The organism is Dietzia natronolimnaea, assembly GCF_002289575.1.
Classification (GTDB): domain Bacteria; phylum Actinomycetota; class Actinomycetes; order Mycobacteriales; family Mycobacteriaceae; genus Dietzia; species Dietzia natronolimnaea_A.
On record NZ_NTGA01000024.1, the window covers coordinates 32,186 to 56,396 of the forward strand.

The 24,211-nt window shown below is 69.8% G+C and carries 29 protein-coding genes; 17 read left to right on the plus strand and 12 right to left on the minus strand.

Features of this window, described 5'->3' with window-relative positions; all coding sequences use genetic code 11:
- Window positions 1–31: 31 nt before the first annotated feature.
- The gene (locus CEY15_RS18510; protein ID WP_017835195.1) at window positions 32–175 is read left to right on the plus strand and encodes a hypothetical protein; all 144 of its coding nucleotides are present in this window, start codon (window positions 32–34) and stop codon (window positions 173–175) included.
- A complete protein-coding gene (locus CEY15_RS13605; RefSeq protein ID WP_095718937.1) occupies window positions 172–747 on the plus strand; it encodes a hypothetical protein in 576 nt (191 codons plus the stop codon). Before CEY15_RS18510 ends, CEY15_RS13605 begins: the two co-directional genes overlap by 4 nt.
- A gap of 53 nt (window positions 748–800) precedes the next feature.
- Here CEY15_RS13605 and CEY15_RS13610 read toward each other — a convergent pair whose 3' ends face one another.
- Window positions 801–1,694 (minus strand): SDR family NAD(P)-dependent oxidoreductase, encoded by an 894-nt coding sequence (locus tag CEY15_RS13610; RefSeq protein ID WP_095718910.1) that lies wholly within the window; start codon window positions 1,692–1,694, stop codon window positions 801–803.
- Between the two features lie 110 nt (window positions 1,695–1,804).
- Between CEY15_RS13610 and CEY15_RS13615 the strand changes: the two genes are divergently transcribed.
- The 3 genes from CEY15_RS13615 (at window position 1,805) to CEY15_RS13625 (ending at window position 5,104) form a co-directional block, all read left to right on the plus strand.
- Complete coding sequence (locus CEY15_RS13615) at window positions 1,805–3,022, plus strand: alpha/beta hydrolase family protein (protein ID WP_095718911.1); 1,218 nt, start codon at window positions 1,805–1,807, stop codon at window positions 3,020–3,022.
- Window positions 3,023–3,301: 279 nt separating this feature from the next.
- Window positions 3,302–4,171 (plus strand): alpha/beta fold hydrolase, encoded by an 870-nt coding sequence (locus tag CEY15_RS13620; protein WP_017835191.1) that lies wholly within the window; start codon window positions 3,302–3,304, stop codon window positions 4,169–4,171.
- An 18-nt stretch (window positions 4,172–4,189) separates the two neighbouring features.
- Entirely contained in the window at window positions 4,190–5,104 is a 915-nt protein-coding gene (locus tag CEY15_RS13625) for a hypothetical protein (RefSeq protein WP_095718912.1), read from the plus strand.
- A gap of 15 nt (window positions 5,105–5,119) precedes the next feature.
- Here the strand turns inward: CEY15_RS13625 and CEY15_RS13630 are convergent, their stop codons facing one another.
- Window positions 5,120–5,842, minus strand: a complete 723-nt coding sequence (locus CEY15_RS13630) for a hypothetical protein (protein WP_052308359.1) — start codon at window positions 5,840–5,842, stop codon at window positions 5,120–5,122.
- A gap of 394 nt (window positions 5,843–6,236) precedes the next feature.
- Here CEY15_RS13630 and CEY15_RS13635 point away from each other — a divergent pair, with 394 nt between their 5' ends.
- Window positions 6,237–7,613 carry a lipase family protein gene (locus CEY15_RS13635; protein WP_095718914.1) on the plus strand — a complete coding sequence of 459 codons (1,377 nt, stop codon included), beginning with the start codon at window positions 6,237–6,239 and terminating at the stop codon, window positions 7,611–7,613.
- A 7-nt stretch (window positions 7,614–7,620) separates the two neighbouring features.
- Here the strand turns inward: CEY15_RS13635 and CEY15_RS13640 are convergent, their stop codons facing one another.
- On the minus strand, window positions 7,621–8,055 hold the full coding sequence (locus tag CEY15_RS13640) for a nuclear transport factor 2 family protein (protein WP_095718915.1): 435 nt from the start codon (window positions 8,053–8,055) through the stop codon (window positions 7,621–7,623).
- A gap of 24 nt (window positions 8,056–8,079) precedes the next feature.
- On the opposite strand from CEY15_RS13640, the gene CEY15_RS13645 reads away from it, so the two are divergent.
- Genes CEY15_RS13645 through CEY15_RS13655 form a run of 3 tightly spaced genes read left to right on the plus strand, consistent with a single transcriptional unit; the run spans window position 8,080 to window position 9,907 of the window.
- On the plus strand, window positions 8,080–8,622 hold the full coding sequence (locus tag CEY15_RS13645; RefSeq protein WP_095718916.1) for a nuclear transport factor 2 family protein: 543 nt from the start codon (window positions 8,080–8,082) through the stop codon (window positions 8,620–8,622).
- Window positions 8,619–9,515, plus strand: coding sequence for an SDR family NAD(P)-dependent oxidoreductase (locus CEY15_RS13650; RefSeq protein WP_095718917.1), 897 nt, complete (start codon window positions 8,619–8,621; stop codon window positions 9,513–9,515). The genes CEY15_RS13645 and CEY15_RS13650 overlap by 4 nt, the downstream gene beginning before the upstream one ends.
- 2 nt (window positions 9,516–9,517) lie before the next feature.
- On the plus strand, window positions 9,518–9,907 hold the full coding sequence (locus CEY15_RS13655) for a hypothetical protein (protein WP_095718918.1): 390 nt from the start codon (window positions 9,518–9,520) through the stop codon (window positions 9,905–9,907).
- A gap of 205 nt (window positions 9,908–10,112) precedes the next feature.
- Here the strand turns inward: CEY15_RS13655 and CEY15_RS13660 are convergent, their stop codons facing one another.
- Window positions 10,113–13,139: a leucine--tRNA ligase gene (locus CEY15_RS13660; RefSeq protein WP_095718938.1), complete on the minus strand. Its 3,027-nt coding sequence runs from the start codon at window positions 13,137–13,139 to the stop codon at window positions 10,113–10,115.
- A gap of 261 nt (window positions 13,140–13,400) precedes the next feature.
- On the minus strand, window positions 13,401–13,904 hold the full coding sequence (locus CEY15_RS13665) for a DoxX family protein (RefSeq protein WP_095718919.1): 504 nt from the start codon (window positions 13,902–13,904) through the stop codon (window positions 13,401–13,403).
- A 96-nt stretch (window positions 13,905–14,000) separates the two neighbouring features.
- On the opposite strand from CEY15_RS13665, the gene CEY15_RS13670 reads away from it, so the two are divergent.
- The 3 genes from CEY15_RS13670 (at window position 14,001) to CEY15_RS13680 (ending at window position 15,810) form a co-directional block, all read left to right on the plus strand.
- Window positions 14,001–14,531, plus strand: a complete 531-nt coding sequence (locus CEY15_RS13670; protein ID WP_017835181.1) for a MarR family winged helix-turn-helix transcriptional regulator — start codon at window positions 14,001–14,003, stop codon at window positions 14,529–14,531.
- Window positions 14,528–15,073, plus strand: coding sequence for an SdpI family protein (locus CEY15_RS13675; protein WP_031264365.1), 546 nt, complete (start codon window positions 14,528–14,530; stop codon window positions 15,071–15,073). The genes CEY15_RS13670 and CEY15_RS13675 overlap by 4 nt, the downstream gene beginning before the upstream one ends.
- Before the next feature lie 158 nt (window positions 15,074–15,231).
- Complete coding sequence (locus CEY15_RS13680) at window positions 15,232–15,810, plus strand: hemerythrin domain-containing protein (RefSeq protein WP_031264364.1); 579 nt, start codon at window positions 15,232–15,234, stop codon at window positions 15,808–15,810.
- Window positions 15,811–15,891: 81 nt separating this feature from the next.
- Here CEY15_RS13680 and CEY15_RS13685 read toward each other — a convergent pair whose 3' ends face one another.
- Window positions 15,892–16,260, minus strand: a complete 369-nt coding sequence (locus CEY15_RS13685) for a DUF202 domain-containing protein (protein ID WP_095718920.1) — start codon at window positions 16,258–16,260, stop codon at window positions 15,892–15,894.
- Window positions 16,257–16,640, minus strand: a complete 384-nt coding sequence (locus CEY15_RS13690) for a YidH family protein (protein WP_017835177.1) — start codon at window positions 16,638–16,640, stop codon at window positions 16,257–16,259. The genes CEY15_RS13685 and CEY15_RS13690 overlap by 4 nt, the downstream gene beginning before the upstream one ends.
- A 106-nt stretch (window positions 16,641–16,746) precedes the next feature.
- Here CEY15_RS13690 and CEY15_RS13695 point away from each other — a divergent pair, with 106 nt between their 5' ends.
- Window positions 16,747–17,730: a bile acid:sodium symporter family protein gene (locus tag CEY15_RS13695; RefSeq protein ID WP_095718921.1), complete on the plus strand. Its 984-nt coding sequence runs from the start codon at window positions 16,747–16,749 to the stop codon at window positions 17,728–17,730.
- A gap of 26 nt (window positions 17,731–17,756) precedes the next feature.
- Here the strand turns inward: CEY15_RS13695 and CEY15_RS13700 are convergent, their stop codons facing one another.
- Entirely contained in the window at window positions 17,757–18,608 is an 852-nt protein-coding gene (locus CEY15_RS13700) for an alpha/beta fold hydrolase (RefSeq protein WP_095718922.1), read from the minus strand.
- A 4-nt stretch (window positions 18,609–18,612) separates the two neighbouring features.
- Entirely contained in the window at window positions 18,613–19,314 is a 702-nt protein-coding gene (locus CEY15_RS13705) for a type 1 glutamine amidotransferase domain-containing protein (protein ID WP_095718923.1), read from the minus strand.
- A gap of 313 nt (window positions 19,315–19,627) precedes the next feature.
- Here CEY15_RS13705 and CEY15_RS18170 point away from each other — a divergent pair, with 313 nt between their 5' ends.
- From CEY15_RS18170 to CEY15_RS13710, 3 genes are all read left to right on the plus strand, one after another.
- A complete protein-coding gene (locus CEY15_RS18170) occupies window positions 19,628–19,834 on the plus strand; it encodes a hypothetical protein (RefSeq protein ID WP_141244265.1) in 207 nt (68 codons plus the stop codon).
- A gap of 542 nt (window positions 19,835–20,376) precedes the next feature.
- Window positions 20,377–20,667: a hypothetical protein gene (locus CEY15_RS18175; RefSeq protein WP_141244266.1), complete on the plus strand. Its 291-nt coding sequence runs from the start codon at window positions 20,377–20,379 to the stop codon at window positions 20,665–20,667.
- Window positions 20,668–20,767: 100 nt separating this feature from the next.
- Entirely contained in the window at window positions 20,768–21,328 is a 561-nt protein-coding gene (locus tag CEY15_RS13710; protein WP_095718924.1) for a GNAT family N-acetyltransferase, read from the plus strand.
- On the opposite strand, the gene CEY15_RS13715 is transcribed toward CEY15_RS13710, so the two are convergent.
- On the minus strand, window positions 21,329–21,769 hold the full coding sequence (locus CEY15_RS13715) for a MarR family winged helix-turn-helix transcriptional regulator (protein WP_017835169.1): 441 nt from the start codon (window positions 21,767–21,769) through the stop codon (window positions 21,329–21,331).
- An 85-nt stretch (window positions 21,770–21,854) separates the two neighbouring features.
- On the opposite strand from CEY15_RS13715, the gene CEY15_RS13720 reads away from it, so the two are divergent.
- A complete protein-coding gene (locus tag CEY15_RS13720; RefSeq protein WP_017835168.1) occupies window positions 21,855–23,099 on the plus strand; it encodes a cytochrome P450 in 1,245 nt (414 codons plus the stop codon).
- Between the two features lie 59 nt (window positions 23,100–23,158).
- Here the strand turns inward: CEY15_RS13720 and CEY15_RS13725 are convergent, their stop codons facing one another.
- Both CEY15_RS13725 and CEY15_RS13730 read right to left on the minus strand, forming a co-directional pair.
- Entirely contained in the window at window positions 23,159–23,509 is a 351-nt protein-coding gene (locus CEY15_RS13725; protein WP_428844202.1) for a branched-chain amino acid transporter permease, read from the minus strand.
- Window positions 23,506–24,210 carry an AzlC family ABC transporter permease gene (locus CEY15_RS13730; RefSeq protein ID WP_031264360.1) on the minus strand — a complete coding sequence of 235 codons (705 nt, stop codon included), beginning with the start codon at window positions 24,208–24,210 and terminating at the stop codon, window positions 23,506–23,508. Before CEY15_RS13730 ends, CEY15_RS13725 begins: the two co-directional genes overlap by 4 nt.
- Window position 24,211: the final 1 nt, after the last annotated feature.

Genomic DNA, 24,211 nt, shown 5'->3' on the forward strand with positions numbered 1-24,211 from the left:
GTGTGGTGCTCCGGCGACTAACGTTCCTGACGTGGAGATCCACCTGGCGGGCCTGGGCGTGAGCATCGCCGTGCTCGCTCCCGGTCTCCTGCTGTGGCGCTTCCCGCCGCGCGATCCCGCGCCCACGTCCGTGGCGCCGGCCCCGGCGCGGTGGGGCGTGAAGTGGACGGTGTGAGGGAGACGGGCGTGGCGCTGTGGTGGCTGCCGGTCGGAGCCGGCGGCCACGTGGTGGTCCACACCAGCCGCTGGTGGGAGGAGTTCCACGCGCGTCGCGAACACCGCCCCAGCCGGCCGCTGTTCCACGTCGCGCTCGAGGTGTTCACCGGGCACGGCCGATGTGCCATCGAGATGGCGCCGGCGTGGGGGCCGCTCAGCGGGTCGGACGGGGTCGTGGCGACCGGACCCGTCGGCCTGCACTGGCTGGGCCGATCGCGCTTGTTCCGGTACGAGGTCCGCTGCCAGGTCGACGGCCGGATCCCGGATCTCGCCTGGGCACCGCAGCCGCCCACTCTGATCGCGCTGTCCGCGGTCGAGGCCGACGCGCTGCTGGGGCGTGTCGCGGAAGTCCCGCGGCATACCTGGGGACGTGATGCGACGGGAACGGGCGAGATGTGGAACTCCAACTCGCTGATCCCCTGGCTTCTGCAGACCTCGGGGATCGACGCGGCGGCACTGGGCCCGCCGGACCACGGGTCGGCACCGGGGTGGGCGTCGGGCATCGTGGCCGCTGAGCAGGCCCCACGATGAGGGGTGCCAAGACCGCCGGGGTGCCGAGACCTCCGGTGTTCCGAGACCTCCGCTCAGGCCCGGGCGACCGAGGACTCCGCGAACCGCCACAACCGCTCGGCGATCTCCGGATCCGAGGCCTCGGCACTCCGGCCGATGAGGGTGGGCATCCCCCTGAGGTTCCGCAGCCCGTCCGGCCCGGTGTAGCTGCACGGCGGGAGCGGCCGGGTGGCGGCGGCCATCGTGGTGAGCGCCGCCTGGTCCGCGGGTTGCGCGAACACCGAGCAGACGCCGGTGATCACTCGGTCGACCACGGCGTTACCACTGGCATTGGAGATGCCGGTCGCCGCCCAGCCGGGGTGCGTGATCTGCACGTCCACCCCCGGCGCCGCCGCCTCCGAGCGTCCGTCCCGCAACCGCTGGTCCAGCGCGAGCCCCCACAGCATGTCCCCGAGCTTGGACTGGGCGTAGGCCGCCGCGGGGGTCCACCGACGTCGCTCGAAGTGCGGGTCATCGAAATCGAAGGTCCCGGCCTTGTGGGCGTTGGACCCGACGATCACCACACGACGCCGCACACTCGGGAGGACGAGGTTAGTGAAGAGGAACGGTCCGAGCACGTTGACGCCGAGCAGCATCTCTAATCCGTCTGTGGTCTCGCGGCGACGGGGTGTGATGGCACCGGCGTTGTTGACCAGCATGTCGATCGGTTCGGACTCCGCCCCGTTCAGCTCGTCCGCGGCGTTTCTCACGCTCTCCAGCGAGGCCAGATCCAGCTCGACGATCCGAGACGGGCCCGGCAGCGCGGTCGCGACATCGCGTCCCCGCCCGGTGTCACGGACCGCCAGGATCACCCGCGCGCCGCGATCCGACGCGGCGCGGGCGGTCTCCAGGCCCACTCCGCTGGTCGCCCCCGTGATGAGCCATGTCTGGCCGGTGAGGTCGGGGATGTCTATGCCTCTGTGCGCCACGGATCCCACGTTACTGATCGCAGGAAGCAGAGCCGGGACGCGGTTGGGCGAGCATTTCGGATTGGACCGGAAGACGGAAACCCACTGAGCACGGCGGTTAGTCTCCGCTTATGCGCCCCTTCGCCCCCCGCCCCCGCCGTCCGCTGGCCGCAGCGGTCGCCGCCCTCGTCGTCGTCACCTCCCTCACCGCTCCCACCGCCGGCGCCGCACCGGCAACCTCCGCCCAACCAGCACCGCGGTGGTCGGGCCTGGACACCCGCCAGTGGGACCGACCGATCCCCGCGCCCGGCGTCACCTCCGCGACCGTGCCACTGGACCCCTCGCTCTCGCTACCCGAGGCCGGGCGGGCGGTGCGCTCGGCGTACGGCACGATCAACCAGCACGGGAGCCCCGCGATCGCGACCTCGGCGGTGTTCCTGCCGCACGGGGCTCCCCCGCCGGGCGGGTGGCCGGTGGTGGCCTGGGCACACGGGACCACCGGTCTCGGCGACGACTGCGCCCCCTCTACGCACCCGCGCTCCGAGCGCGACGCCGAGTACCTCGGCCACTGGCTGCGGCAGGGGTACGCGGTCGTGGCGGCCGACTACGTGGGGCTCGGGACGCCGGGCCTGCTCAGCTACCTCAACGGGCAGGTCGCGGCCCGCGGGATCGTCGACGCGGTGATCGCCGCACGCGCAGACGGCCTCCCGCTCTCCCCGACGTGGGCCGCGGTGGGCCAGTCGCAGGGAGCAGGCGCCGCCCTGGTCACCGCCACCCGGGCCACCGAACTGGGCACGCCGTCGGGGCTGGACTACCGGGGCGTCGTGGCCACGGGTGCCCCGGCCAACCTCGAGCACCTCTTCCAGTGGGGCGGGCCCGGCTTCCCTCCGGTGTCGCTGCCCACGGGCCTGAACCTCTACGCCCTCTACATCCTCGCCGGCCTCCGGGACCAGCACCCCGAGGTCGGCCTCGATGACTTCCTCACCCCTCGCGGCCGCGAGATGGTCGACGCCGCCGAACACCTCTGCTACGAGGACATGCGGGCCGCGGTGGGCGATTTCCAGATATCCCAGGCCCTGACCAGACCGGTCAGGGACATCCCGGACGTCTTCGGACTTCTCCAGCGGTACATGGGGACCCCGGCCACCGGATACGACCGCCCGGTCTTCCTGGGCCAGGGTCTGCTCGACCTGGACGTGCCCGCACCCTCCGCGCTGTCGCTCGCGGCGGAGATGACGCTGAACCGCCAACCGCTCGAACTCCACGTCTATCCGGACAGGGACCACAGCGGGACGGTCTACGCGGCGACTCCGGACGCCACCGCGTTCCTGAATCGGGTGATGCGCTGACGGCCGAGCGGAATCTGGACACGCCGTCAACATGTGGCCGGCCATCGTGCGCGGCAGCGGTCGGTCGAGGTCGCGTCAACGATGTGACCGACACCACAATCGTTATCTACTTGTCACATGAGAATTTCCGAGTAAAGTCCTCGCCATCGCCGCGCGGGGATGTTCTGGGACTCCCCGCGCGGCTGACTTATCTCCGGCCGATCTCCGGCCCATCCCCGACCGGGCCCCATTTCCCGCGAGGCGGCCGGTTCTAGAACCTGTTCCAGTATCGTGGCCCCCATGAGCGCCCTCGACTTCGAGTCCACCAGCAAGACCCTCACCGCCGGCCGCTTCGAGCTGCACTTCCACGAGGCGGGAGAGCAGAGTGTCGCGGAGCCCGAGAGCGCCGTGCCCGTGCTCTTCCTCCACGGCTCCGGCCCGGGCGTCACCGCCTGGTCCAACTTCGCGGGCAACCTCCCGGTCTTCGCCGAGCGATTCCACACGATCCTGCTCGACATGCCCGGTTTCGGGAAGAGCTCGGACCTCGACTGGGAGAAGGCCTATCCCCTGATCGCCGCCGAGGCGATCGACGCTTTCTGCGAGGCCAAGGGGATCGAGAAGGTCGACATCATCGGCAACTCGATGGGCGGCAACGTGGCCTGCGAGACCGCGCTGGCCTACCCCGGCCGCGTCCGCAAGATGGCGCTCATGGGCCCGGGCGGCCTGGCGGCGCCGCTGTTCACCCCCGAACCCAGTGAGGGCTCCCGGCGCCTGTTCGACTTCCTCGCCTCGCCCTCCGACGAGTCCATGGCCGCCTGGGTGGACACGATGGTGGGCAACAAGAAGGTCGTGTCCGACGAGCTCATCCGGACCAGGACCGAGGCGGCGACCGCCCCCGGCGCGGTCGAGCGGATGTACGCCATCTTCGGCTCGATCCTCAAGCCCGAGAACGCCTACACCCCGCTGTACGCCCGGGCCTCCCAGATCCGCCAGGAGACCCTGCTCATCTGGGGCCGCGACGACCGCATGCTGCCCTACGAGCAGGCTCATTTCGCGTTCCGGCAGCTCCCCCGCGCCGAGCTCCACGCGTTCTCACGCTGCGGCCACTGGGCGATGATCGAGCAGAAGGACAAGTTCGAGCGCCTGGTGATCGACTTCCTACTCAACTGACCCGCTAGCCTCGGGGACATGAGCGAGTCGCCGCAGTCCGACCAGCCCGCCGCCGACACGCGCTCCGACCACCAGAGCGGAGACGGGGCCGGGGCCGGGGCCGGGGGCGCGGTGGACCCACAGACCGGCGAGGACCTGTCCTGGAAGAGCACCCCGGTCGCGATCGTCCTGCTCGACCACCCCGCGCCCGGCCACCGCGACGTCACCGAGCTGCTCGCCGAGATCTTCGAGGGTTCCTACGACGTCGATCCGGGAACGGACGAGGACCCCGCGACCGCCGTGTCCGTCGAGGACGTCACGGTGGTCGTGACCCCGCTCGACCTGCCCGTGGCCGACGGCGAGGCGTCCCGGTACACCGAGAACCTGGCCATCTGGAACGGCGGTCAGGGTGTGGTGGACTCACACCGGTCGCAGGTCGTCGTGGCCGCCTTCCGTCTCGGACCGGTGGGGGACGACGGCGAGCCGGCCGAGCCCGAGTACCTGGACCCCAGGCTCGACACGCTCCGGTGCGAACTCGCGGTGGCCACGGTGACCGCCGCGCTGACCGCGCTCCCCGGTGCGATCGCGGTGAGCATCGGCGGCGCGGCCACCACCCTTCCCGCCGGCCCCTACCGCGATCTCGTCGCCGGCAATCCGCTCCCCGTCCCGGCGCTCGTCGGAGTGCGCGCGGGTATGCAATCCGAGACCACGTCGTGCGTGTACACCACCGGACTCGGGCGTTTCGGTCGGCTCGACCTCGAGCGGCTCGACGTCCCCGGGCCTCCCGGCGCCCTCTACGGGCAGATGTGTGACCTGGTCGCGTACACGCTGGGCTCGGGGACCATCTTCCAGCCCGGTCAGGCCTTGGAGGTGGGCGGGCCCCAGCCGCTGCTCACCAGCTTGGAGGCCTCCCCGTTCACCGGACAACAGGTCCTGCGCCTCACGCCCGGCTGAGCCCCGACTGTCGCATCACGGTCGCCGGTGGGTCATGCGCTCGACCACCAACCTCGTGGTGGCCGCGAGCTGGAACGGCCGGACGACCGGTTCGATGCGGCTGGTCAACCGCTCCTTCTTCAGCTTGGCGATCACGCTGCGGACCAGTTCGGGCAGGGGGTTACCCGAATGGTCGACCAGCGGGTAGATGCGGACCTCCGGCGCCACCCGCGCCATCTCGACGATCGCGTCGACATGGTCGGCCGTGCTCATCCGGTCCGCGTAGGTGAACAGCAGGTGGGAGCACAGGACGAGGTCCGCGGAGTCGGAGGCCAGAGGCAGGTCGGGCAGCGCCCCGGCGATGTACCGGCCGGGAGCGGCCTCGAGGTCGGCGAGCATCGACTCGGCCGCGGCCCGGCGGACGGATTCGTGACCGACGACCCCTCCCCGGACGTCCCAGTCGTACTCGAGATCCCGGGAGTGGAAGTGGTGGAGCGACCGATCCAGATCCGCCAGGACCCGTTCCCTCAGATCACGACCACCGAGCGCGTATTGCGGATCCACCGCGACCGCGTCGCCACCCGCGGCGCAGATCTCCGCGACGGCGCTGGCCGCTCCGCCCGGGCAGTCGACGATCCGGCCGCCCAGGTCCGCGGCATCCAGCTCGAACATGTCCGTGTACTCGTCCAGCGAGCGGGCGCTCACCAGGACATCCGACTCCGACAGGGGAAGGTGGATGGTGCGGGGGCTAGCGGTCACCTGGTCGTTCTCCTCGATCAGGTCGGGCTCGGCCTGACTCGGCCGCGGTGTGTGTTCGGCGATGGCCCGTGGCCCTGAGTGGTCCGCCTGCCCGACTGTCGTTCGGCCCACCCGTTCCCGGTGGGCCCGTGAGGCGCCTGCTACGCCGAGGCGGCATGGGCGGCGCGGATCCACTCGGGGTCGCTCCGCCAGCACATCAACACGTCGTTCTGCACGGCGCCACCGTAGCAATGAGCACGGGCACCGGCCACCGATTCATTCCCGTTGAACCGAACCCGCGAGGCGCTCCCCGCCTGTGACCTGGACCACGACTAGAACAGACACCGGTTATAGTTCCGTGTGACGCAGGACGCGCCCCAGTAGTCCCCGCGGCGCCGACACCCCTGGAGACCATGTGAGATCACCGTCATCCGACCGGACCTCGACCCGCGGCGTGGCCACCCTGGCCGGGGCGCTCGCGATCGGACTGGCGGCGGCCCTGGCGCCGGTGCTGGTCATCGGCCCGGTGCCGGTGGCCGGAGCGCAGCCCGTGGCGGGCGGCCAGGGCTCCTCCAACGCACCCGACCAGACGGCGTTCTACAGCCCGCCGGCGGATCTACCCGCGGTGCCCGGCACCGTCATCCGCAGTGAACCCATGACCATCACGCCGAGCGTTCCGGATCTCGTCGCGGGCGGCACTCTCACCGCCGACGCCCAGCGGATCATGTACCGCTCGACCGGTGCGGCGGGTGGGCCCGTCGCCGTCACCGGCACCTACCTCCAACCCCGGGCCCCGTGGAGCGGACCCGGCCCGCGCCCGCTCGCCGTGGTCACGCCCGGCACACAGGGACAGGGGGACCAGTGTGCGCCCTCGAAGTCCATGGAGGTGGGGCTCGGCGTCGGGACGGCCCCGATCTCCATGGCCGCCGGGTACTCGCTGATCGACGCCTACTCGATGCTCGCCGAGGGCTTCGCCGTCGTCGTCACCGACTACGAGGGTCTGGGCACCCCGGGCCACCATCCCTACGTCAACCGCGACTCCCAGGGCCGCTCGGCCCTGGACGCCGCCCGCGCCGCCGTGCGGCTGCCCGGAACGGATCTCGCCCCCGACTCCCCCACGGTGGTGAGCGGGTACTCCCAGGGCGGTGGCGCGGCGGCGGCCGCCGGCGAGATGCACCGGGAGTACGCGCCGGACCTCAACCTGGTGGGCGTGGCGGCCGGAGCCCCGCCCTCGGACATGCTCGGCACCCTCGACCGCGTCGACGGCGGCGTCCTCACCGGAGCCGTCGGCTACGCCATCAACGGGATCCTGCAGGTGCACCCCGATCTGCGCCCTGCGTTCGACCGCCAGCTCAACGACGAGGGCCGCCGCATGCTCGAGGTGACCTCGACGCAGTGTGTCGCCGAGACCGCCTTCGCGTACGGACTTCGTCGCACCAGCGAGTTCACCGTGAGCGGCAACTCGCTTGCCGACGCCGCCCGATCCGAGCCGGAGATCCTGCGGGTACTGGAGAGCTACAACCTCGGCCGGGTGGCCCCCACGGTCCCCGCGCTGGTCCTGATCGGGCGGAACGACGACGTGGTCCCGCACCACACCGCGGTCGACCTGGTCCGCGACTGGTGCGCCCAGGGCACCACCGTCGAGCTGCGCACCGCCGAGATCCCCGCTGTGGCGCCGGGCCTGGTGATCGACCACGCCCTGCCGATGCTGGCCGAACGCGCCACCAACGCGCGCTATCTCATGGACCGGGTGCACGGGGTGCCGGCGCCGAACTCCTGCGGCACCGTCTGACCCGCGGTCAGGGCAGGTTGTGGTGAAAGGCCTGCTCCTGCGCGAGGCTGTCGATCCGCCAGCCCTCGGCGGTGCGGACGAAATCCAGCACGTACCAGAGCCCGTAGAAGAACACCTGCTGGTCCTTCTCCTCCACGGGTTTGAGTGCCATCGGGTTGAAGCACATGCAACGCCCCGTCGCGCAGTCCCCGTCCAGGGTCACCGCGAGATTGCCCATGAGGTGCTGGGTGGAGGCGAAGATCGGGAGCATCTCCGCCAACCACGCCCGCACCGCCGGATACTCGTCCGCGGGGCCTCCCGAGGCCTCGAAACTCACCCGGGCGTCCGGGGTGAACACCCTGTCCAGCCCGTCGAAATCGCGGGCATCGATACAGGTCGCGTACCTGGTCATTAGGTCCTGAAGATCCCAGCGATCGGACAGCTCGACCAGTGTTCGACTCATGCTTCCTAGGCTAACGTGGCCCGCATGCAGTTCGAGCACGAATTCCGCGCCCGCCAGGCGATCGAGCAGCTCAAACACAGCTACTGGCGGGCCTGCGACGCCAAGGACCCGCAGCGGTTCCGGGCCTGTTTCGTGGCGGAGGGCGGAGTCCTGGACTTCGGCCCGCTCGGCCGCACGGACCCGGACACGATGGTCGGCATCTTCCGCCAGATCGCCCTGGCCACCGCCTCCGACGGCGGCCCCCGCATCCTCGACATGCACCACGGCGTCATGCCCTCGATCGCCGTCGAGGACCCCGGCGACGGGGACGCACCACGGCGCGCCACCGGCACCTGGACGCTGCAGTTCCGCCAGGTGGACCGGGAGAACGGCACCGAGACCCTGTCCACCGGCGAGTACTCCGATGTCTATGTGGTGGAGAGTGGCCGCTGGGTGATGGCCGAGTGCCTGTTCTCACCGGGCTGGTCGATCACCCGCTCGCTCGACAGCGCCACGGTGACGTTCCCTGAGGTCCAGACCGTCCGGAGTGACGACTCGGCTCCCGCAGCCGCCGGAGTCGACTCGTGAGCGCGCGCGTGGCCCTGGTCACCGGCGGCAGCCGCGGCGTGGGCCGGGGGGTGGCCACCGCTCTCGCCGACGCCGGGTGGACCGTGTACGTCACCGGGCGCTCGGCCGAACGGCTCCGCGGCACGGTCGAGGCCGCGGACGGAGCACCCGGGCAGGTGCGGCCGCTCGAGTGCGACCACGGCCGGGACGACGAGATCGTCGCCGTCGTCGCTCGCATCGTCGCCGACACCGGCCGCCTCGACCTGCTGGTCAACAACGTCTGGACCAACCCCAAGGGCTTCATGGGCTTCAACGGCAAGTTCTGGGAGCGGCCCGCCGGCGACTGGGACGCGCTCCTGGGCGTGGGCCTGCGCGCCCACTACGTGGCGTGCTGCGAGGCCGCCAAGGTGATGGTCCCGCAGGGGTCGGGTCTGATGGTCAACATCTCCTCGTTCGGGTCGCGCGCACCGTTCCACACCGTCCTCTACGGGATGAGCAAGACCGCTCTCGACAAGATGGCCTCCGACATGGCCCACGAGCTCGCCGGCACCGGGGTGTCCACCCTGTCCCTGTGGCTCGGGCTCATCCGCACCGAGCTCATCCTGTCTCTGGGGATGGACGACTTCAACGGCTTCCCCCTGGACCGCGCCGAGGACCCGACCTTCGTCGGCCGCGTGATCGCGGCGCTGGCCGAGGACCCGTCGCTCCCGGGACTGAGCGGGTCCACGATCATCACCGCCGAATACGGTCGCGAGAAGGGCCTGAGGAACGACGACGGCGAGGTGCCGCTGTCGCACCGGGGTGCCTTCGGCGGGGGTCCGCTGTTCCCACCCGTGGCAGACCAGCAGCTGGGGATCGCGACGGTCGACGAGGTGGCCGAGGCCGGCGGGCACAACGGATTCGCGGGGGGCTGACGGTGACTTTTCAGCCGATCGGCGAATCCGACGACCCGCTGGAGCGCCTTGAGCGCAACGAGCGCCAGGCGACCGACGCCATCCGCTACGTCCTGCTCTCCGCGTCGGCCGTCGTCCTCTTCGCGGTCGCCCTCGTCGCATTCGGCGGAGGTATCGGCGAGCGGTGCACGGAGCCCGGCGGCACGTGCCTGACACAGGACCGCGTCGAGGTGGTGCTTCTGCCGCTGCTGCTGTCGGTGGGCCTGTCCGTGACGGCGGGCATCAAGACGTACCGGCGGTGGAAGCAGCACATCAGGTGGCGGCCGTGGCTCTTCGCCAGCTACGCCATGTGGATGGTCACCACCACCTACCTGATCGGCTCGTCCTCGGCGGTGTTCGTCCAGGTGGGCTGATCCCAGGTCGGCTGATTCCAGGTGGGCTGGTTCCGGGTGGACTGATTCGTCATCCCACCCACCCCGACCTACGCGGCCCCTCTGCACGCATTCGGGCGTGGTGCGCGCCCGGACGGGACCATTCCGGGCGCGCAAGCCGAAAGCACGCCGGCGCGCGGGCCCACCGCAAGCAGCGCGCGCCCACAGCAGGCCGGGGCGATTCCCGTCAGGGCACGATGTTGACCATCTTGCCCGGGACCACGATGACCTTCTTCGGGGCCGCCCCGTCGAGGTTCGCCTGCACCTTCTCGTCGGCCAGGGCCGCGACCTCGACCTCGGCCGGTGAGGCGTCCGCGGACACGGTGATGCGCGAGCGCACCTTGCCCTTGATCTGCACCGGGTACTCGACCGAGTCCTCGACCAGGTAGGACTCGTCGTGCTCGGGGAACGGGCCGTGGGCCAGCGACCCGGTGTGCCCGAGCCGCGACCACAGCTCCTCGGCCAGGTGCGGGGCGACGGGCGCCACCATGAGCACCAGCGGTTCGACGACCGACCGCGGTGCCCCCGGCCCCTCCGTCGGGTAGGCCTTGGTCAGGAAGTTGACGTACTCGATGAGCTTGGCGATCGCGGTGTTGTCCCGCAGTCCGGCGTAGTCATCGCGCACCCCGGCGATGGCCTTGTGCAGCGCCTTGAGCACCTCCTGCGGAGGCTCGTCCCCGGTCACGCGGGCCTGCCCGGTGGACTCCTCGATCACCACGCGCCACAGGCGCTGCAGGAAGCGATGCGCCCCCACGACGTCCTTCGTGGCCCAGGGCCGGGAGGTGTCGAGCGGCCCCATGGACATCTCGTACACGCGCAGGGTGTCGGCACCGTACTCGTCGCAGATCTCGTCGGGCGAGACGGAGTTCTTGAGCGACTTGCCCATCTTTCCGTACTCCTGGAACACCTCGGGCGCGTCGGGGGAGCTGTCCAGGTAAAACTTCCCGTCTCGCTCCTCTACATCCGCAGCGGGGACGTAGACGCCGCGCGAATCGGTGTACGCGAACGCCTGGATATACCCCTGGTTGAACAGCCTGCGGTAGGGCTCCTCGCTGGTCACGTGGCCGAGGTCGAACAGGACCTTGTGCCAGAACCGCGAATAGAGCAGGTGCAGCACCGCGTGCTCGACTCCACCGACGTAGAGGTCCACTCCCCCGGGGTCGCCCTCACCGTGGATCTCGGGCCGCGGGCCGGTCCAGTAGCGCTCGTTCTCCAGCGCGCACAGCTCGTCGGAGTTCGTGGGATCGATGTAGCGAAGCTGGTACCAGCTGGAACCGGCCCAGTTGGGCATCACGTTGGCGTCGCGTGTGTAGGTCTGCACGCCGTCGCCGAGGTCGAGCTCTACGGTCATCCACTCGGTGGCCTTGGCCAGCGGCGGGGAGGGCATCGAGTCCGCGTCGTCGGGGTCGAAGGAGACGGGCTTGTAGTCCTCGACCTCGGGCAGCTCGACGGGCAACATCTCGTCGGGCAGTGCGTGCGGGACACCGTCGGCGTCGTAGACCACGGGGAACGGCTCGCCCCAGTAGCGCTGGCGGGCGAACAGCCAGTCGCGCAGCTTGTACTGGACGGTCCCCTCGCCGGTGCCCTCACCCTCGAGCCAGGCGATGGTCGCGGCCTTGGCCTCGTCGACGCCGAGTCCGTCGAGCGACAGCCCCAGCTCGTTGGTCGAGTTCACGGCGACGCCGTCGCCCGAGTACGCCTCGGCCGCCACGTCGAGCTCGCTCCCGTCGGCCGGGGCGACCACCTGGACGATCGGCAGACCGAAGGCCGTGGCGAACTCGTGGTCGCGGGAGTCGTGGGCGGGCACCGCCATGATCGCCCCGGTGCCGTAGCCCATGAGCACGTAGTCCGCGACGAACACCGGGACCTGCTGTCCGTTGACCGGATTGACGGCGTAGGCGCCGGTGAAGACGCCGGTCTTGTCCTTGTTCTCCTGGCGCTCCAGATCGGACTTGGTGGCGGCCCGGCGGCGGTACTCCTGCACGGCCTCGGCCGGGGAGGAGTGCCCACCGGTCCACCGCTCGTCGAGCCCCCCTGGGCCCGCGTCGCCGGCCGCCCCGGCGCCGACGCCGCCGGCCGTGTCCGGCCAGAACGGCCCGGCCAGCTCGTCGACCAGCGGGTGCTCGGGCGAGAGCACCATGTAGGTGGCGCCGAACAGCGTGTCGGGGCGGGTGGTGAAGACCTCGATGGACTTGTCGGCCACCGCGAAGCGCACGCGGGCGCCCTGCGAGCGGCCGATCCAGTTGCGCTGCATGGACTTGACCTTGTCCGTCCAGTCCAGTCTGTCCAGGTCGTCGACCAGCCGATCGGCGTAGGCGGTGATCCGCATCATCCACTGGGAGAGGTTCTTGCGGAACACCGGGAAGTTGCCGCGCTCGGAGCGGCCCTCGGCGGTGACCTCCTCGTTGGCCAGCACGGTGCCCAGCCCGGGACACCAGTTGACCTGGGAGTCGGAAAGGTACACCAGCCGGTGGGAGTCGAGGACCTTCTCCTGCTCGGCCGCGGTGAGGTCGGACCAGGCCCGGCCGGCGAACCCCTCGGGCAGCGGGCGGGCACCGGAGGCGAACTGCTCGCGCAGCTCGGAGATCGGCCGGGCGCGGCCGGTGCGGGTGGGATGCGCGCCGCCGTCGGTGGTGCGGGCGGGAGCGTCCGGGTCGTACCAGGCGCCGTGGATCTGCAGGAAGATCCACTGCGTCCAGCGGTAGAACTCGGTGTCCGTAGTGGCCACCACGCGCCGGCGGTCGTGGCCCAGACCCAGTCGCCCGAGCTGACGCTCCATGTTGACGATGTTGGCCTCGGTGGTGACCCGCGGGTGCTGGCCCGTCTGCACGGCGTACTGCTCGGCCGGGAGTCCGAACGCGTCGTACCCCAGGGTGTGCAGGACGTTGGTCCCGAGCATGCGGTGGTAGCGGGCGAAGACGTCGGTGGCGATGTACCCCAGCGGGTGCCCCACGTGCAGGCCGGCGCCGGACGGATACGGGAACATGTCCTGCACGAAGAGCTTGTTCTCGGGCGGCGCCGAGCCGTCGGCGGGCGCGAGCGGGCCGACGGGATTGGGGGCCTCGAACGTCCCGCGCTCGGACCACTCGCGCTGCCAGCGGGACTCGATCCGGCCGGCGAGATCGGCGCCGTAGCGGTGGGCGGGCCCCGCCTGGTCCGCCTGCGCCCCGGGGACGGACTGATCTGCGGTGACGGTCTCGTCGCTACTGCTCACGGTTGTCTGCTCTCCCTGATCCTCGCCGGTGCCCACACGCAGGCCGTGTCCAGCCTAAACCCTGGAGTGGGCCGGGCCTCCTCAGCGTGTGGACACCGCTGGGCCGAGGCCCCGCCCCGTCGAGAAGAGTGTCCCGAACACATCGCGCGAGAGGCGGTGTGCGGAACGCTCTTCTCGATGTGGGAGCGCCGGGTCGACGGGGGCGGCGGGGGCGGCGGGGTGCCTAGGGTGCCGGGGTCGGCGGGGGCGGCGGGCGTCGAGTCAGGCCCTGGTGGCGCGACGTCCGGCGGCGCGACGTCCGGCGATCAGCGCGTCGAGGCTGTACCGCCCGGGGCCGACCAGGCCGAAGATGACGGCGGCCAGCGCGATCACGGCGACGAGCTCCCAGCCGCCGTTCGTGGCGAAGATGCCGGCGCCCTGGTGGACGAACAGGTAGGCGCCCAACATGACGACGACGACGAGCGCCGCCACCACCTGGGTGAGCAGGCCCACCACCAGCAGGATTCCTCCGGCCAGCTCGACCACTCCCGCGAACACCGCGGCGGCCTGGGCGGCCGGGACGGCGACGGAGTCAAAGAACTCGCCGGTGGCGCCCGCGCCGTTGGTGACGAGCTTCTCCCAACCGTGGGCGATCAGCACGACGCCGAGCAGGACCCGGGTGAGCAGGAGGCCGATGTCGCGGACGAGTCCGGGCACGGGGACGAGGGTGTCGGCCGCCGCGGTACGGGCGGCGGTCGTCGGGGTGGCGAGTTCTGAGGCGCTCAAGTGTTCAGTCCTTTCGGGTCACGCATCCGGATGATGCGTCACACACTTTTAGCGCCGCACTAGGTGTCGTGTCAACTATGGGCGTAGACTGGGCCCATGAGCGAATCCCCGGTGACCGACGACGTCAGATGGCTGACCGACGAGGAGAAGGCCCTCTGGCGCGACTACCTGGCTATCCAGGGGCGCCTCCACCTGGCCATCCAGCGAGACCTCAAGGCCACGTCCAGCCTGACGGAGCCGGAGTTCGAGGTGCTCGTGTACCTGAGCGAGGCCGACGGACCGCTGCGGATGACCGCGCTGTCCGATGTCCTGCAATGGGAGCGGAGCCGGCTCTCCCACCAGGTCACCCGGATGGTCCGGCGGGGGCTGGTTCAGCGGACGAGTTGCCCCACCGATGGCCGGGGCGCCTTCGTCTCCGCCACCTCCGAGGGGATGCGCGAGATCGCCCGGGCCGCACCCGACCACGTCGCCACCGTGCGCCGGGAGTTCCTGGACCGCCTCGACGAGCAGGGCAAGCGCGAGCTCGCGCGCCTGTTGGCACTGATCGAGGGCACTGCCGGGAACGATCCGACAGGGGACGAGGCGAATCGGAATTACGCCGCCGCGGGCGTACCCTCGGAAGCGTGAACGCAGTGCTCATGGTGGTCGTGGTGGTGCTGGCGGGTCTCGCCCTCGTGGTCGGCGTCACCGGCCTGCTGGGGTCGCTCGGCCGGCTGCCGGGCAACGGCGTCCTGGGTGTGCGCACCCCGGAGACCCGACGCTCCCCCGAGGCCTGGACGCTCGCCAACCGCGCCGCCGGACCCGCCCTCATCGGCTCGGGTCTGACGCTTCTGCTCGGCGCGCTCGGCGTGGGGTTGATCGGGGGCTGGGTCGGTGGCCTCGTCGTCGTCGTCGCCCTTCTGGGTTCCCTCGCGCTGCTCAGCGCCGCCGGCCTCGCCGGATCACGCGCGGCCGCGCTGTGGGACGCCGCGCAGGACCCGGATCAGGACGAGAGCGGGTGCGGGTGCGGCTCCGAGGGCGGGTGCGGCGGGCACGCCTCCGGTTCCGGTGACCCCTCCGACGATCCCGCCGATCCCGCCGACCCGGCCACCGACTGCAGCGTGACCGGCGGGTGCGGTTCGTGCGCCCTGCAGGGCATGTGCGAACCCGAGGGCACCTCCACCCGGTAGTCCCGGTATTCACGCCCGGTGTACGGCGCCGCGGTGGCGCGCGCGGGCACCCACTGGGCCGCGCATCCGGGCGCGCAGCCGACCTCGACCGGTGGCCCACTGGCCTCGCGCTGCCTACGGTCGGATATCCATCCGGCCCACACGTGAAGGAGTTCGCCATGGCCCAGACATCCGCGACCGAATCCCACCAGGATGTCGTCGACATCCTCACCGCCGACCATCGCGAGATGATCGGGCTGATCGAGATGATCGAGGAGACCACCGACCCCTCCGAGCGCCGTGCGCTGGCCGATTCCGTGATCGCCGAGGTGACCCGCCACTCGGTGGCCGAGGAGCTGTTCGTCTACCCCGTTTACGAGCGCGAGATTCCGGACGGCGGCGACGAGGTCGAGCACGACAAGAAGGAGCACCAGGAGATCGAAGAGGTGATGAAGGAGCTCGAGGGCCTGGACTCCGAGAGCGCCGAGTTCATCGCCACCGTGAAGCGTTTCAAGGAACTCCTCGATCACCACGCCGACGACGAAGAGACCGACCAGTTCCCCAAGCTCCGGGCAGCCGTCTCCGCAGAGGACCTGCTCGACCTGGGCCGGAAGGTCGAGGCGGCCAAGAAGATCGCCCCCACCCGGCCGCACCCCGGGTCGCCGCACTCCGAGCTGTTCCACATGACGCTGGGGCCCGGTGTCGGCATGGTTGACCGGCTCCGTGACGCCCTGAGCGGGCGCCTGAAGAACACCTGATCCGTCTGCCCCGGCCGGTCGTCCCAGGCCGGGCGCGGGTCCGGGCGCGGGTCCGGATGCCCTCGGAGCCGTGTGCTGCTGTTACGAGAGCACCCTCACCAGGACGGCCGCGAGTCGGCACCCGGCCATCACCAGCACCATCGCCACCAGCCCGATGTTGTAGCGGGCCTGGGTCTGTTGGACCTCACCCGCCCGGACGAACCGCCCCACCCGCTGCTCGTGGTGCCGCTGCACCCTGAGCAGCGCGAGCAGCGGGACCACCAGGAGGGTCGCGAAGACGGCCGCCCAGACCCACGCGGTCTCCGCGATCAACTTCGCCACGAGGATGATGTTGACGGTCACCACGGCCCAGGTCCGCGCCCACGACAGGCTGGTGCGCTCGGCCTGCAGGCCGACGTCGGGCGGCACGGCCTCTGGGCGCACGCCGATGCGCCGCCGCGGAACGCTCATGCGATGGTGCCACCGAGGATCGCGAGGACCAGCAGGATCGCGCCGATCGCGATACCCAGCACCAGGAGGATCGACGCCTGCGGGACGGGAAGCGGCTTGTTGTGGCGCATCGAGGCCTCGATACGGATCCACCGTCGGAACGACACGGTGGCCAACAGGGCCGCCATCACCAGCAGGACACAGGCCAGCGGAGTGCGGATGATCTCCGGAATCTCGTCCCCGGCGAAGGCCTCCATCGCCACGGCTCCGGCCATCAGGCCGAGGCTCGTGCGGATCCACGCCAGGAAGGTCCGCTCGTTGGCGAGCGTGAACCGCGGATCCGGCTCCTCTCCGTCGCGTAACGACCTGGGCCGCCATCCCTGGCGGGCGCTCTCTGTCATGCCCCGAGCCTATCGGGCTGCACCAGGGGTCCCGCGCCTGCCGGGAACTCACCCGTCCCGGGGCCTCGCGCGGACCTCCTGCGCCGCGGAGTGGTGAGATGGGCCGATGAGATTCCTGCGTCGCGTCCGGATCGAGCCGTTCATCCTGGCGATCCTGGCCGCCGTCGTGGTGGCGGCGGTGCTGCCTGCCACCGGCGGGGCCGCGACCGCGTTGGGCTGGGTCACGACCATCGGGATCGCCGTGTTGTTCTTCCTCTACGGCGCGCGGCTGGAGCCCCGCGAGCTCCTGGCCGGTGTCAGGCACTGGCGGCTGCACTCCGTGGTGCTGGCCGCGACGTTCCTGCTGTTCCCGGCACTCGGCCTGCTGGGCAGCTGGGCACTCACGCCGGTGCTCGGCGAGCCGCTGGCCGCCGGATTCCTCTTCCTCACGCTCGTGCCGTCGACCGTGCAGTCCTCGATCACGTTCGTCGCGATCGCCCGCGGCCACGTGAGCGCTGCCGTGGTCTCGGCGTCCGTGTCGAACCTCCTCGGGGTGGTCCTCACTCCCCTGCTGGTCTTCGCCCTCATGACCCGGGACGGAGCGGTGGTGATCACGTGGGACTCGGTCGGGAAGATCGCCCTGCAGCTGCTGTTGCCGTTCGTGCTGGGCCAGCTGCTGCGACGCTGGGTTCTGCCGGTCATCTCCAGGATCAGACGGCTGGCGCTGTTCGACAAGTCGGTGATCGTCCTGATCGTCTACGCGGCGTTCTCCGAGGGCGTCGCCGACGGCATCTGGTCGAGAGTCGGACCGGCCCAGCTGGCGTGGCTGATCGCCGCGTGCTGCGTCCTGCTCGCGGTGGTGCTGGGGTTGACCGAGCTGATCTCCCGTGCGCTCGGATTCGCCGATCGGGACAAGAGGGTCGTGCAGTTCTGCGGGTCCAAGAAGTCTCTGGCGACCGGGCTGCCCATGGCCGCGGTGCTGTTCGTCGGCCAGCCGGTCGGGCTCCTGGTGCTCCCCCTGATGCTGTTCCACCAGATCCAGCTCATCGTGTGTGCGTGGTTGGCGGGGCACTACGGCCGGGCGGAGGGGTCTGCCGCGCCCGCCGTGTGAGGCGCCGACGCCCCTGGACATCACAGCTAGGAGCGGTTCTGCTCCAGGAACTCGAGCACTGCGGCCGCCACCTCGGTGGGGCGTTCCTCCGGGGCGAAGTGGCCGCACCGCTCGATCACGTGGAGCCCGCTGCCCGGGATCGCCCGCTGCAGGCGGTGGGCGTGCTCGATGACCTGCCAGGTGTCATCGGCACCCCAGATCATCTGGACCGGGACCCGGCCCAGCGTGTCCAGTTGGTCGCTGATCTCCATGGTGTGGACGGGCTCGTAGTGCGCCACCTGGTGCTGGAAGAGGCTCGGCTGGCCGATCGGTCCGCTGATGAGGTCCACGTAGATGCGCAGGGCCTCCGGGTCGAAGCCCGAGGGGTCGCTGTGGGTGGACAGCAGCCACTTGCGGAAATGCTCGCGGTGCTCGTCGTCGGGCTTCTTCGCCAGCACCTCCAGCCCGTCGGCCATCTGCTGCCGGGTGCGCTCGGAGGGGTAGGAGTCGAAGCTCACGACGTCGATCAGCGTCAGCGTGCGCAGGCGCTCGATCGAGCGGACCCCGAACCGTTGGGCGACGCCGCCTCCGATGTCGTGTGCGACCAGGTGGAACGTGTCCAACCTCCACAGGTCGAGCAGTTCCGCCAGAACGGCGACCTGACCGGTGATCGACGTGTCCACGGCCGGGTCCCGCGGCCTCTCCGACAGGCCGTAGCCCAGTAGGTCGAAGACGTGGACGCGGTACCCGGCGTCGACGAGCCGTGGCACGACGTTCCGCCAGATATATGACGACGACGGGGTGCCGTGCACCAGCACCACAGGTTCGCCGGCCCCGTGGACACCGTGGGCGACGCGGTGGCCGTTGATGATCGCGTGCTGGTCGACGACCTGCTCCATCGGCTCAGCCGGCGAGATCCGCGACGAGCCGCTCGGCCAGTTCGGCGGAGGACTGCGGGTTCTGGCCGGTGTAGAGGTTCCGGTCCACCACGACGTACGAGCCCCAGGGTTCGGCGGCCTTGGAGTAGTCGGCACCCAGCTCCACCAGTTTGTCCTCCAGGAGCCAGGGGGCGTTGGCGGCCAGGCCGACCTGCTCCTCCTCGACGTTGGAGAAGCCGGTGACCCGGTATCCGGCGAACGGTGAGGACGCCGGGGTCTCGGACGCTGCGAGCAGTGCCGCCGGGGCGTGGCAGAGCAGAGCCAGGGGCGACCCGGCGCTCACACGCTCGGAGAGGATGGCCCCGGAGGTGCTGTCCACGGCCAGGTCCTCGAGCGGTCCGTGGCCTCCGGGGTAGAAGACCAGGTCGAAGTCTGCGTGAGTCACGGAGGCGAGATCGACGGGTGCCGTGAGAACCGGGTCGAGACGGTCGAGCGAGGCCTTGACCTTCTCGAGGGTCTCCGGGTCGCCGGCCCCCTCGGCGAGGCTGGCCTGGTCTACCGTCGGAGCGCGGCCACCGGGAGTGGCCACCGTGACCTCCCAACCGGCTCCCGTGAAGACCTCGTAGGGGGTGACGAACTCCTCGGCCCAGAATCCGGTGGGGTGCGCGGAACCGTCCTTGAGTGTCCAGTGGTCGGCGGCGGACAGGATCATGAGAACGCTGGTCATGGGCGCGAGCCTACGGAGGCCGGGCTGAACCGCAACTGAACATTCCAGGAGTGAACTGCATCACGCTGGGTCACAGATTAAGCAATTCACACCTTGGTCCTCCCGCACGCCCTCGCGACCCGATTTTAGGCCGCTACCTGGGCCGACGCCGACGACTGAATGTTGACGATGTATCAGCAGGTCAAAGCGCCAAAGGGGCGGTGCTCGTGCTTAGCCAACGAAGCAATTGAGAGCCGCTCATCGCTTACTTAACCTCTGGTGCGAATTGATTGCGACCAGCTGGAACCCGACCATCCCCACACACGGAGTCACCATGGACCTCTACTTCGGAAGCATTTCAAGCCCACTCTGGGTAATGGCCAACGCAGCACTAGCCGGAGTCATCAACATGATTCCGGGAGCGCAAGCGGCGTCGACGGATCTCTACCGCACTCAGCATGCATTGGGTGTCGAGGCTGGCCTCCCCGCGTACCAGCTGGAAATCCTCAAGAACAATGCCATGGCCTACGGCTGGTGGTGAGATGAAGGCCCGCTGGCAGCGAACCGGGGCGTTCTGGCTCGCGGGCGGTGCGCTTTCCCTCACTGGCATCTCATGCGGAGTGATGGTCGGAGTACTGACTCACGCTCCCGCGAAAGCCGACAGCTCGACGGTCCGTAGCGGCGAGTTCGCACAAGGTGGCCTCACCTCGCAGCGCCCCCCAGCGGAACCACGGGGGACGGCGGCGGGCACGTCGGTCACGACGTCGCTTGCAGCGATGCCCGCTACTCCCCCAGCTGTGAGGTCACCCGGCGCTGAGCCACCCGATTCACCCAGTGTGCCCGTTCCACCATTGGCGCCTGTACCAGCGGTTCAGCCTCTTGCTCCGCAACCCCCGGCTCGAACGATTCCGCCGGTACTACCTGCGCCTGCACCAATCCCGGCCCCCACTGTGGCGCCCTCGTCAGCGCCCCCAGCTCGAGTTGAGCTCCCATTGATTCCGCTCAAACCCCAAGAACCAGTTCGACTCGGACAACTCCAAGTCGGTTGACCCCAAGCCACACCTGAAGAATGGAGACAAAACAATGGGCATCATCGAAGGTCTCGCTTTCATCGGCGCAGTCCTCCTAGGTCCGGCGGCGGCCGCCGCTGCAGCAATCGGCTTGACGCCACCCTTGGTCGGAGGGATCGCAGTGGGAGCCGGAACCGCCGCAGTAGTTGGCGGAGCCGGAGCCGCTGCTTCTGTGTCAAACCCGTTTGTGATGGATGGTGTTGAAAACGCCGCGTTTAAAGGCCACAACGATCTCGTCGCAGGATCAGCCAACATACTCAATGGTCTACAGCTCCCAGGCATTCCGGAGTTTCACGTCAACTGAACTGCCGTCGCCACTCACTGCTGACGACTGACCTCAGCCGCGCCCTGCGGCCTCCGACTCCGGTTGGGTGGCCGCAGGGCTGCGGTGTTTGACTAGCGCGATGAGCAGCGTGACCTACCTGCAGCAGACGGACGCTTCGTGGCTGCGCCCGGCTCGCCGCGCGGACCTGACGATCTCCCGGGTCTTCCCGGCCGAGCCCGCCTTCAACTCGCAGATGTACCACGAGATCGGCGCCGACTGGCAGTGGAACGACAGACTCGACTGGTCGGACGGACGCTGGGCCTCCTACTGCGCTGACCCCTGCGTCACCACCTTCCGAGCGCGCCGGGGTGGCGAGACAGCCGGGTTCGCTGAACTGCGCATGAGCCCGTGCGGGGACGAACCGGGTGCAGACCTCGACGACCTTGGGGACGGCGTTGATGTCGAGATCGTCTACTTCGGGCTGCTCCCCCGATTCGCCGGCCTAGGTCTGGGCGGGTGGTTCCTCTCCGAGGTCACCCGGATCGCGTGGCAGGTCCAGGGGTGCCGCAGGGTCTGGCTGCACACCTGCGTGGACGACTCCCCTGCCGCGATGCCGAACTACCTGTCCCGCGGTTTCGTCGAATACGCCCGGGAGGCCACCGGCTGCACGGCCTGCACAGCACTGACTCGGCAGCCCTGACTACTGGGCTGAGAGCCGACTCAGGGCCCGCCCACCCATCCGGGACACCAGCCTCTCCGAGACGGCGCCGAACGTCTGCAGATCGTCGTCGTCGAGCCCCTCGAACAGCCACTCCGCCAGGGCGACGCGCGCCGACACGACCTCATCCACGATCCGTCGCGATTCGTCGGTGAGGTTGACCAGGCGGACCCGCCGGTCGTCCGCCGGCATGGTCCGGACCACGTGGCCGCTCGCGACCAGACCGTCGACGAGTGCGGTGACCTGCCGCGGAGAACAGTCGAGGAAGGTCGCCAGCTCCACCTGTTTGCACTCGCCTTCGAGGCCCAGCACGAACAGCAACTCGAGCCGAGGAACGGTGAGTCCGTAGTTCGCCGCGGCGCGCTCGATCGAGCCCGACATCTCCTCGGCCAGCATCAACGCGCGGTCGAGAATCTCACTCACGGATAGCGCCACGTGTATATAGTTACCACTATTCACCTTTCCCACACCTGCCGACCCCGGCGGGGGACGAGGCGCAGGAGACACCGTGAACGTGACCATCCCGGCGGGATTCGACTTCACCAACCCGGACCTGTTCGAGAAGCGGCTCCCACATGAGGAGTGGCGCCAGCTCCGGCAGTCCGAGCCGATCCGCCGCGTCGACAAGCGACCCGGCTCAGACGGTTTCGATGACGACCACTACTGGCTGGTGACCAGGCACGCCGACGTCAAGGAGATCTCGCGCCTCACCGGAGAATTGTTCTCCGCGGGGGAGAACACGATGATCCCGCGGTTCTCCGAGGGCACCGACCGCTCGATCATCGAGGCCCAGCGGGAGATGCTCGTCAACGAGGACGGCGAGATCCACAAGAAGCACCGGCGCATCATCTCCCGCGGGTTCACCCCCCGCGGCGTAGCCGGGATGCGGGACGAGCTCGCTGACAGGGCGCGTCAGATCGTCACGGCCGCCGCCGAGTCGAACGCCGACGACTTCGTCACCGCGATCGCCTCCGAGCTCCCGCTGCAGGCGATCGCGGATCTGCTGGGCGTGCCGCAGGAGGACCGCCACAAGATCTTCGAGTGGTCCAACATCATGACCAGCTACGACGCCGGCGGCGACCCGGACGCTCCCGCCATCGCGTCCATGGAACTCATCGGGTACGCGAACGCCATGGCCGAGGACCGGGCCGCCAATCCGCGAGACGACATCGTGACGAAGCTCGTCCAGGCCGACGTCGACGGCGAGCACCTCTCTGCCGACGAGTTCGGCTGGTTTGTCACGCTCTTGGCGGTGGCCGGAAACGAAACCACCCGCAACGCCACCACCCACGGGATGGTGGCCATGCTCGAGAACCCCGACCAGTGGGAGCTGTTCAAGCGCGACCGGCCCGAGACGGCGTATGACGAGATCCTCCGGTGGGCGTCTCCGATCACCCAGTTCCAGCGCACCGCCATGGAGGACGTCGAGATCGGCGGCGTGTCCATCGCCAAGGGCGACCGCGTGCTGATCTGCTACGGCTCGGCCAACTTCGACGAGGACGTGTTTGAGGACCCGTTCACGTTCGACATCCTGCGCGACCCGAACCCGCACGTGACCTTCGGTGGGCAGGGTCCCCACTACTGCCTCGGCGCCAATCTCGCGCGGATGCAGCTCGAGCTGATCTTCAACGCCGTCGCCGACTTCTTCCCCGACCTGACCTCACTCGGCGAACCCACCCGGCTGCGGTCCGGGTGGCTCAACGGCCTCACCGAGTGGAAGGTGGAGCTGGGCGCCTGCCCCGTGGCCCACTGAGCAGCGACTCGCCGAACGCTGGCGGTGGCACTGGCGGCGGGGGACAGGCCGGGCCACGCTCACCCGAGCGCGGCCAAAAGGACCATGTAGGTCGCCGTTCCCAGGATGATGCTCACCGCTGCGCGCCGAAATGCGAGGTGCGCGGTCAGCGTGAGTGTCAGCGCCGCGGCGGCGGGCAGCCAGGAACCGAGCTCGACAGTGGTGTCGCGAAGGGTGTAGACCACCAGCACGGCCATCACACCGGCTGGCATCGTGCGGCCCAGATAGCGCACGAGACGCGAGTCGCGGAGCCTGGTCAGCGCGACGAACGGAGCGGCGCGCAGTGCCACCGTCACGACGAACATCACGCCCAACCCGGCGAGCAGGTAGCCGGCACCCGGCACGGGGACGTCGGTCACCGCAGAGTTCACGTCGGTTCCCGCCCCTCGCGGGCCGCCCACGCGTACCGCGCGATCAACACCACCACGAAGGCGCACAACCCGACGATCAGCATCTGGTCCGGCGCGAGCCACGCCGCCACCAGACCGCACACCAGCCCGATCACAGGCGCCGGTAGATCTCCCGAGGCGCGCCACGCGTCCACCGCGAGAACGGCGAACAGCGCGGTCAACGCGAACTGCAGACCATCCAACCCCTCCGGCAGGGCTGTGCCGATCAGCGCGCCGACGACGCCGGGCACCACCCACAGGGTCTGGCAGGTGATCGCGATGGTCAGCGTCCGCGGCCCGGTCATCTCGCTACGCCTCTTGGTGGCGGTGATCGCGTAGACCTCGTCCGTGAGCGCGTACACCGAGTAGAGCCGACCGAGTCGCGAGCGGATCGCCTCCAACGGGAAGCTGAGCCCGTAGAACACGTGACGGAAGTTCACGAGGAACGCCGCCGCCGCCAGCGAGTACAGGGGAGTGACGGCCGCGAGCAATCCGATCGCCAGGAACTCCATGGAGCCGGCGTAGATCACCACCGAGAACACCGGCGCCCACCACCACGCGAATCCCGCCTGGGTGAGCAGCACCCCGAACGCCAGCCCCAGCGGGACCAGACCCAGCCCAACGGTCGAGCAGTCAGCCAGACCCTTGCGGATCTCTGCACTGGTAGAGGGCGCGGACGGCACG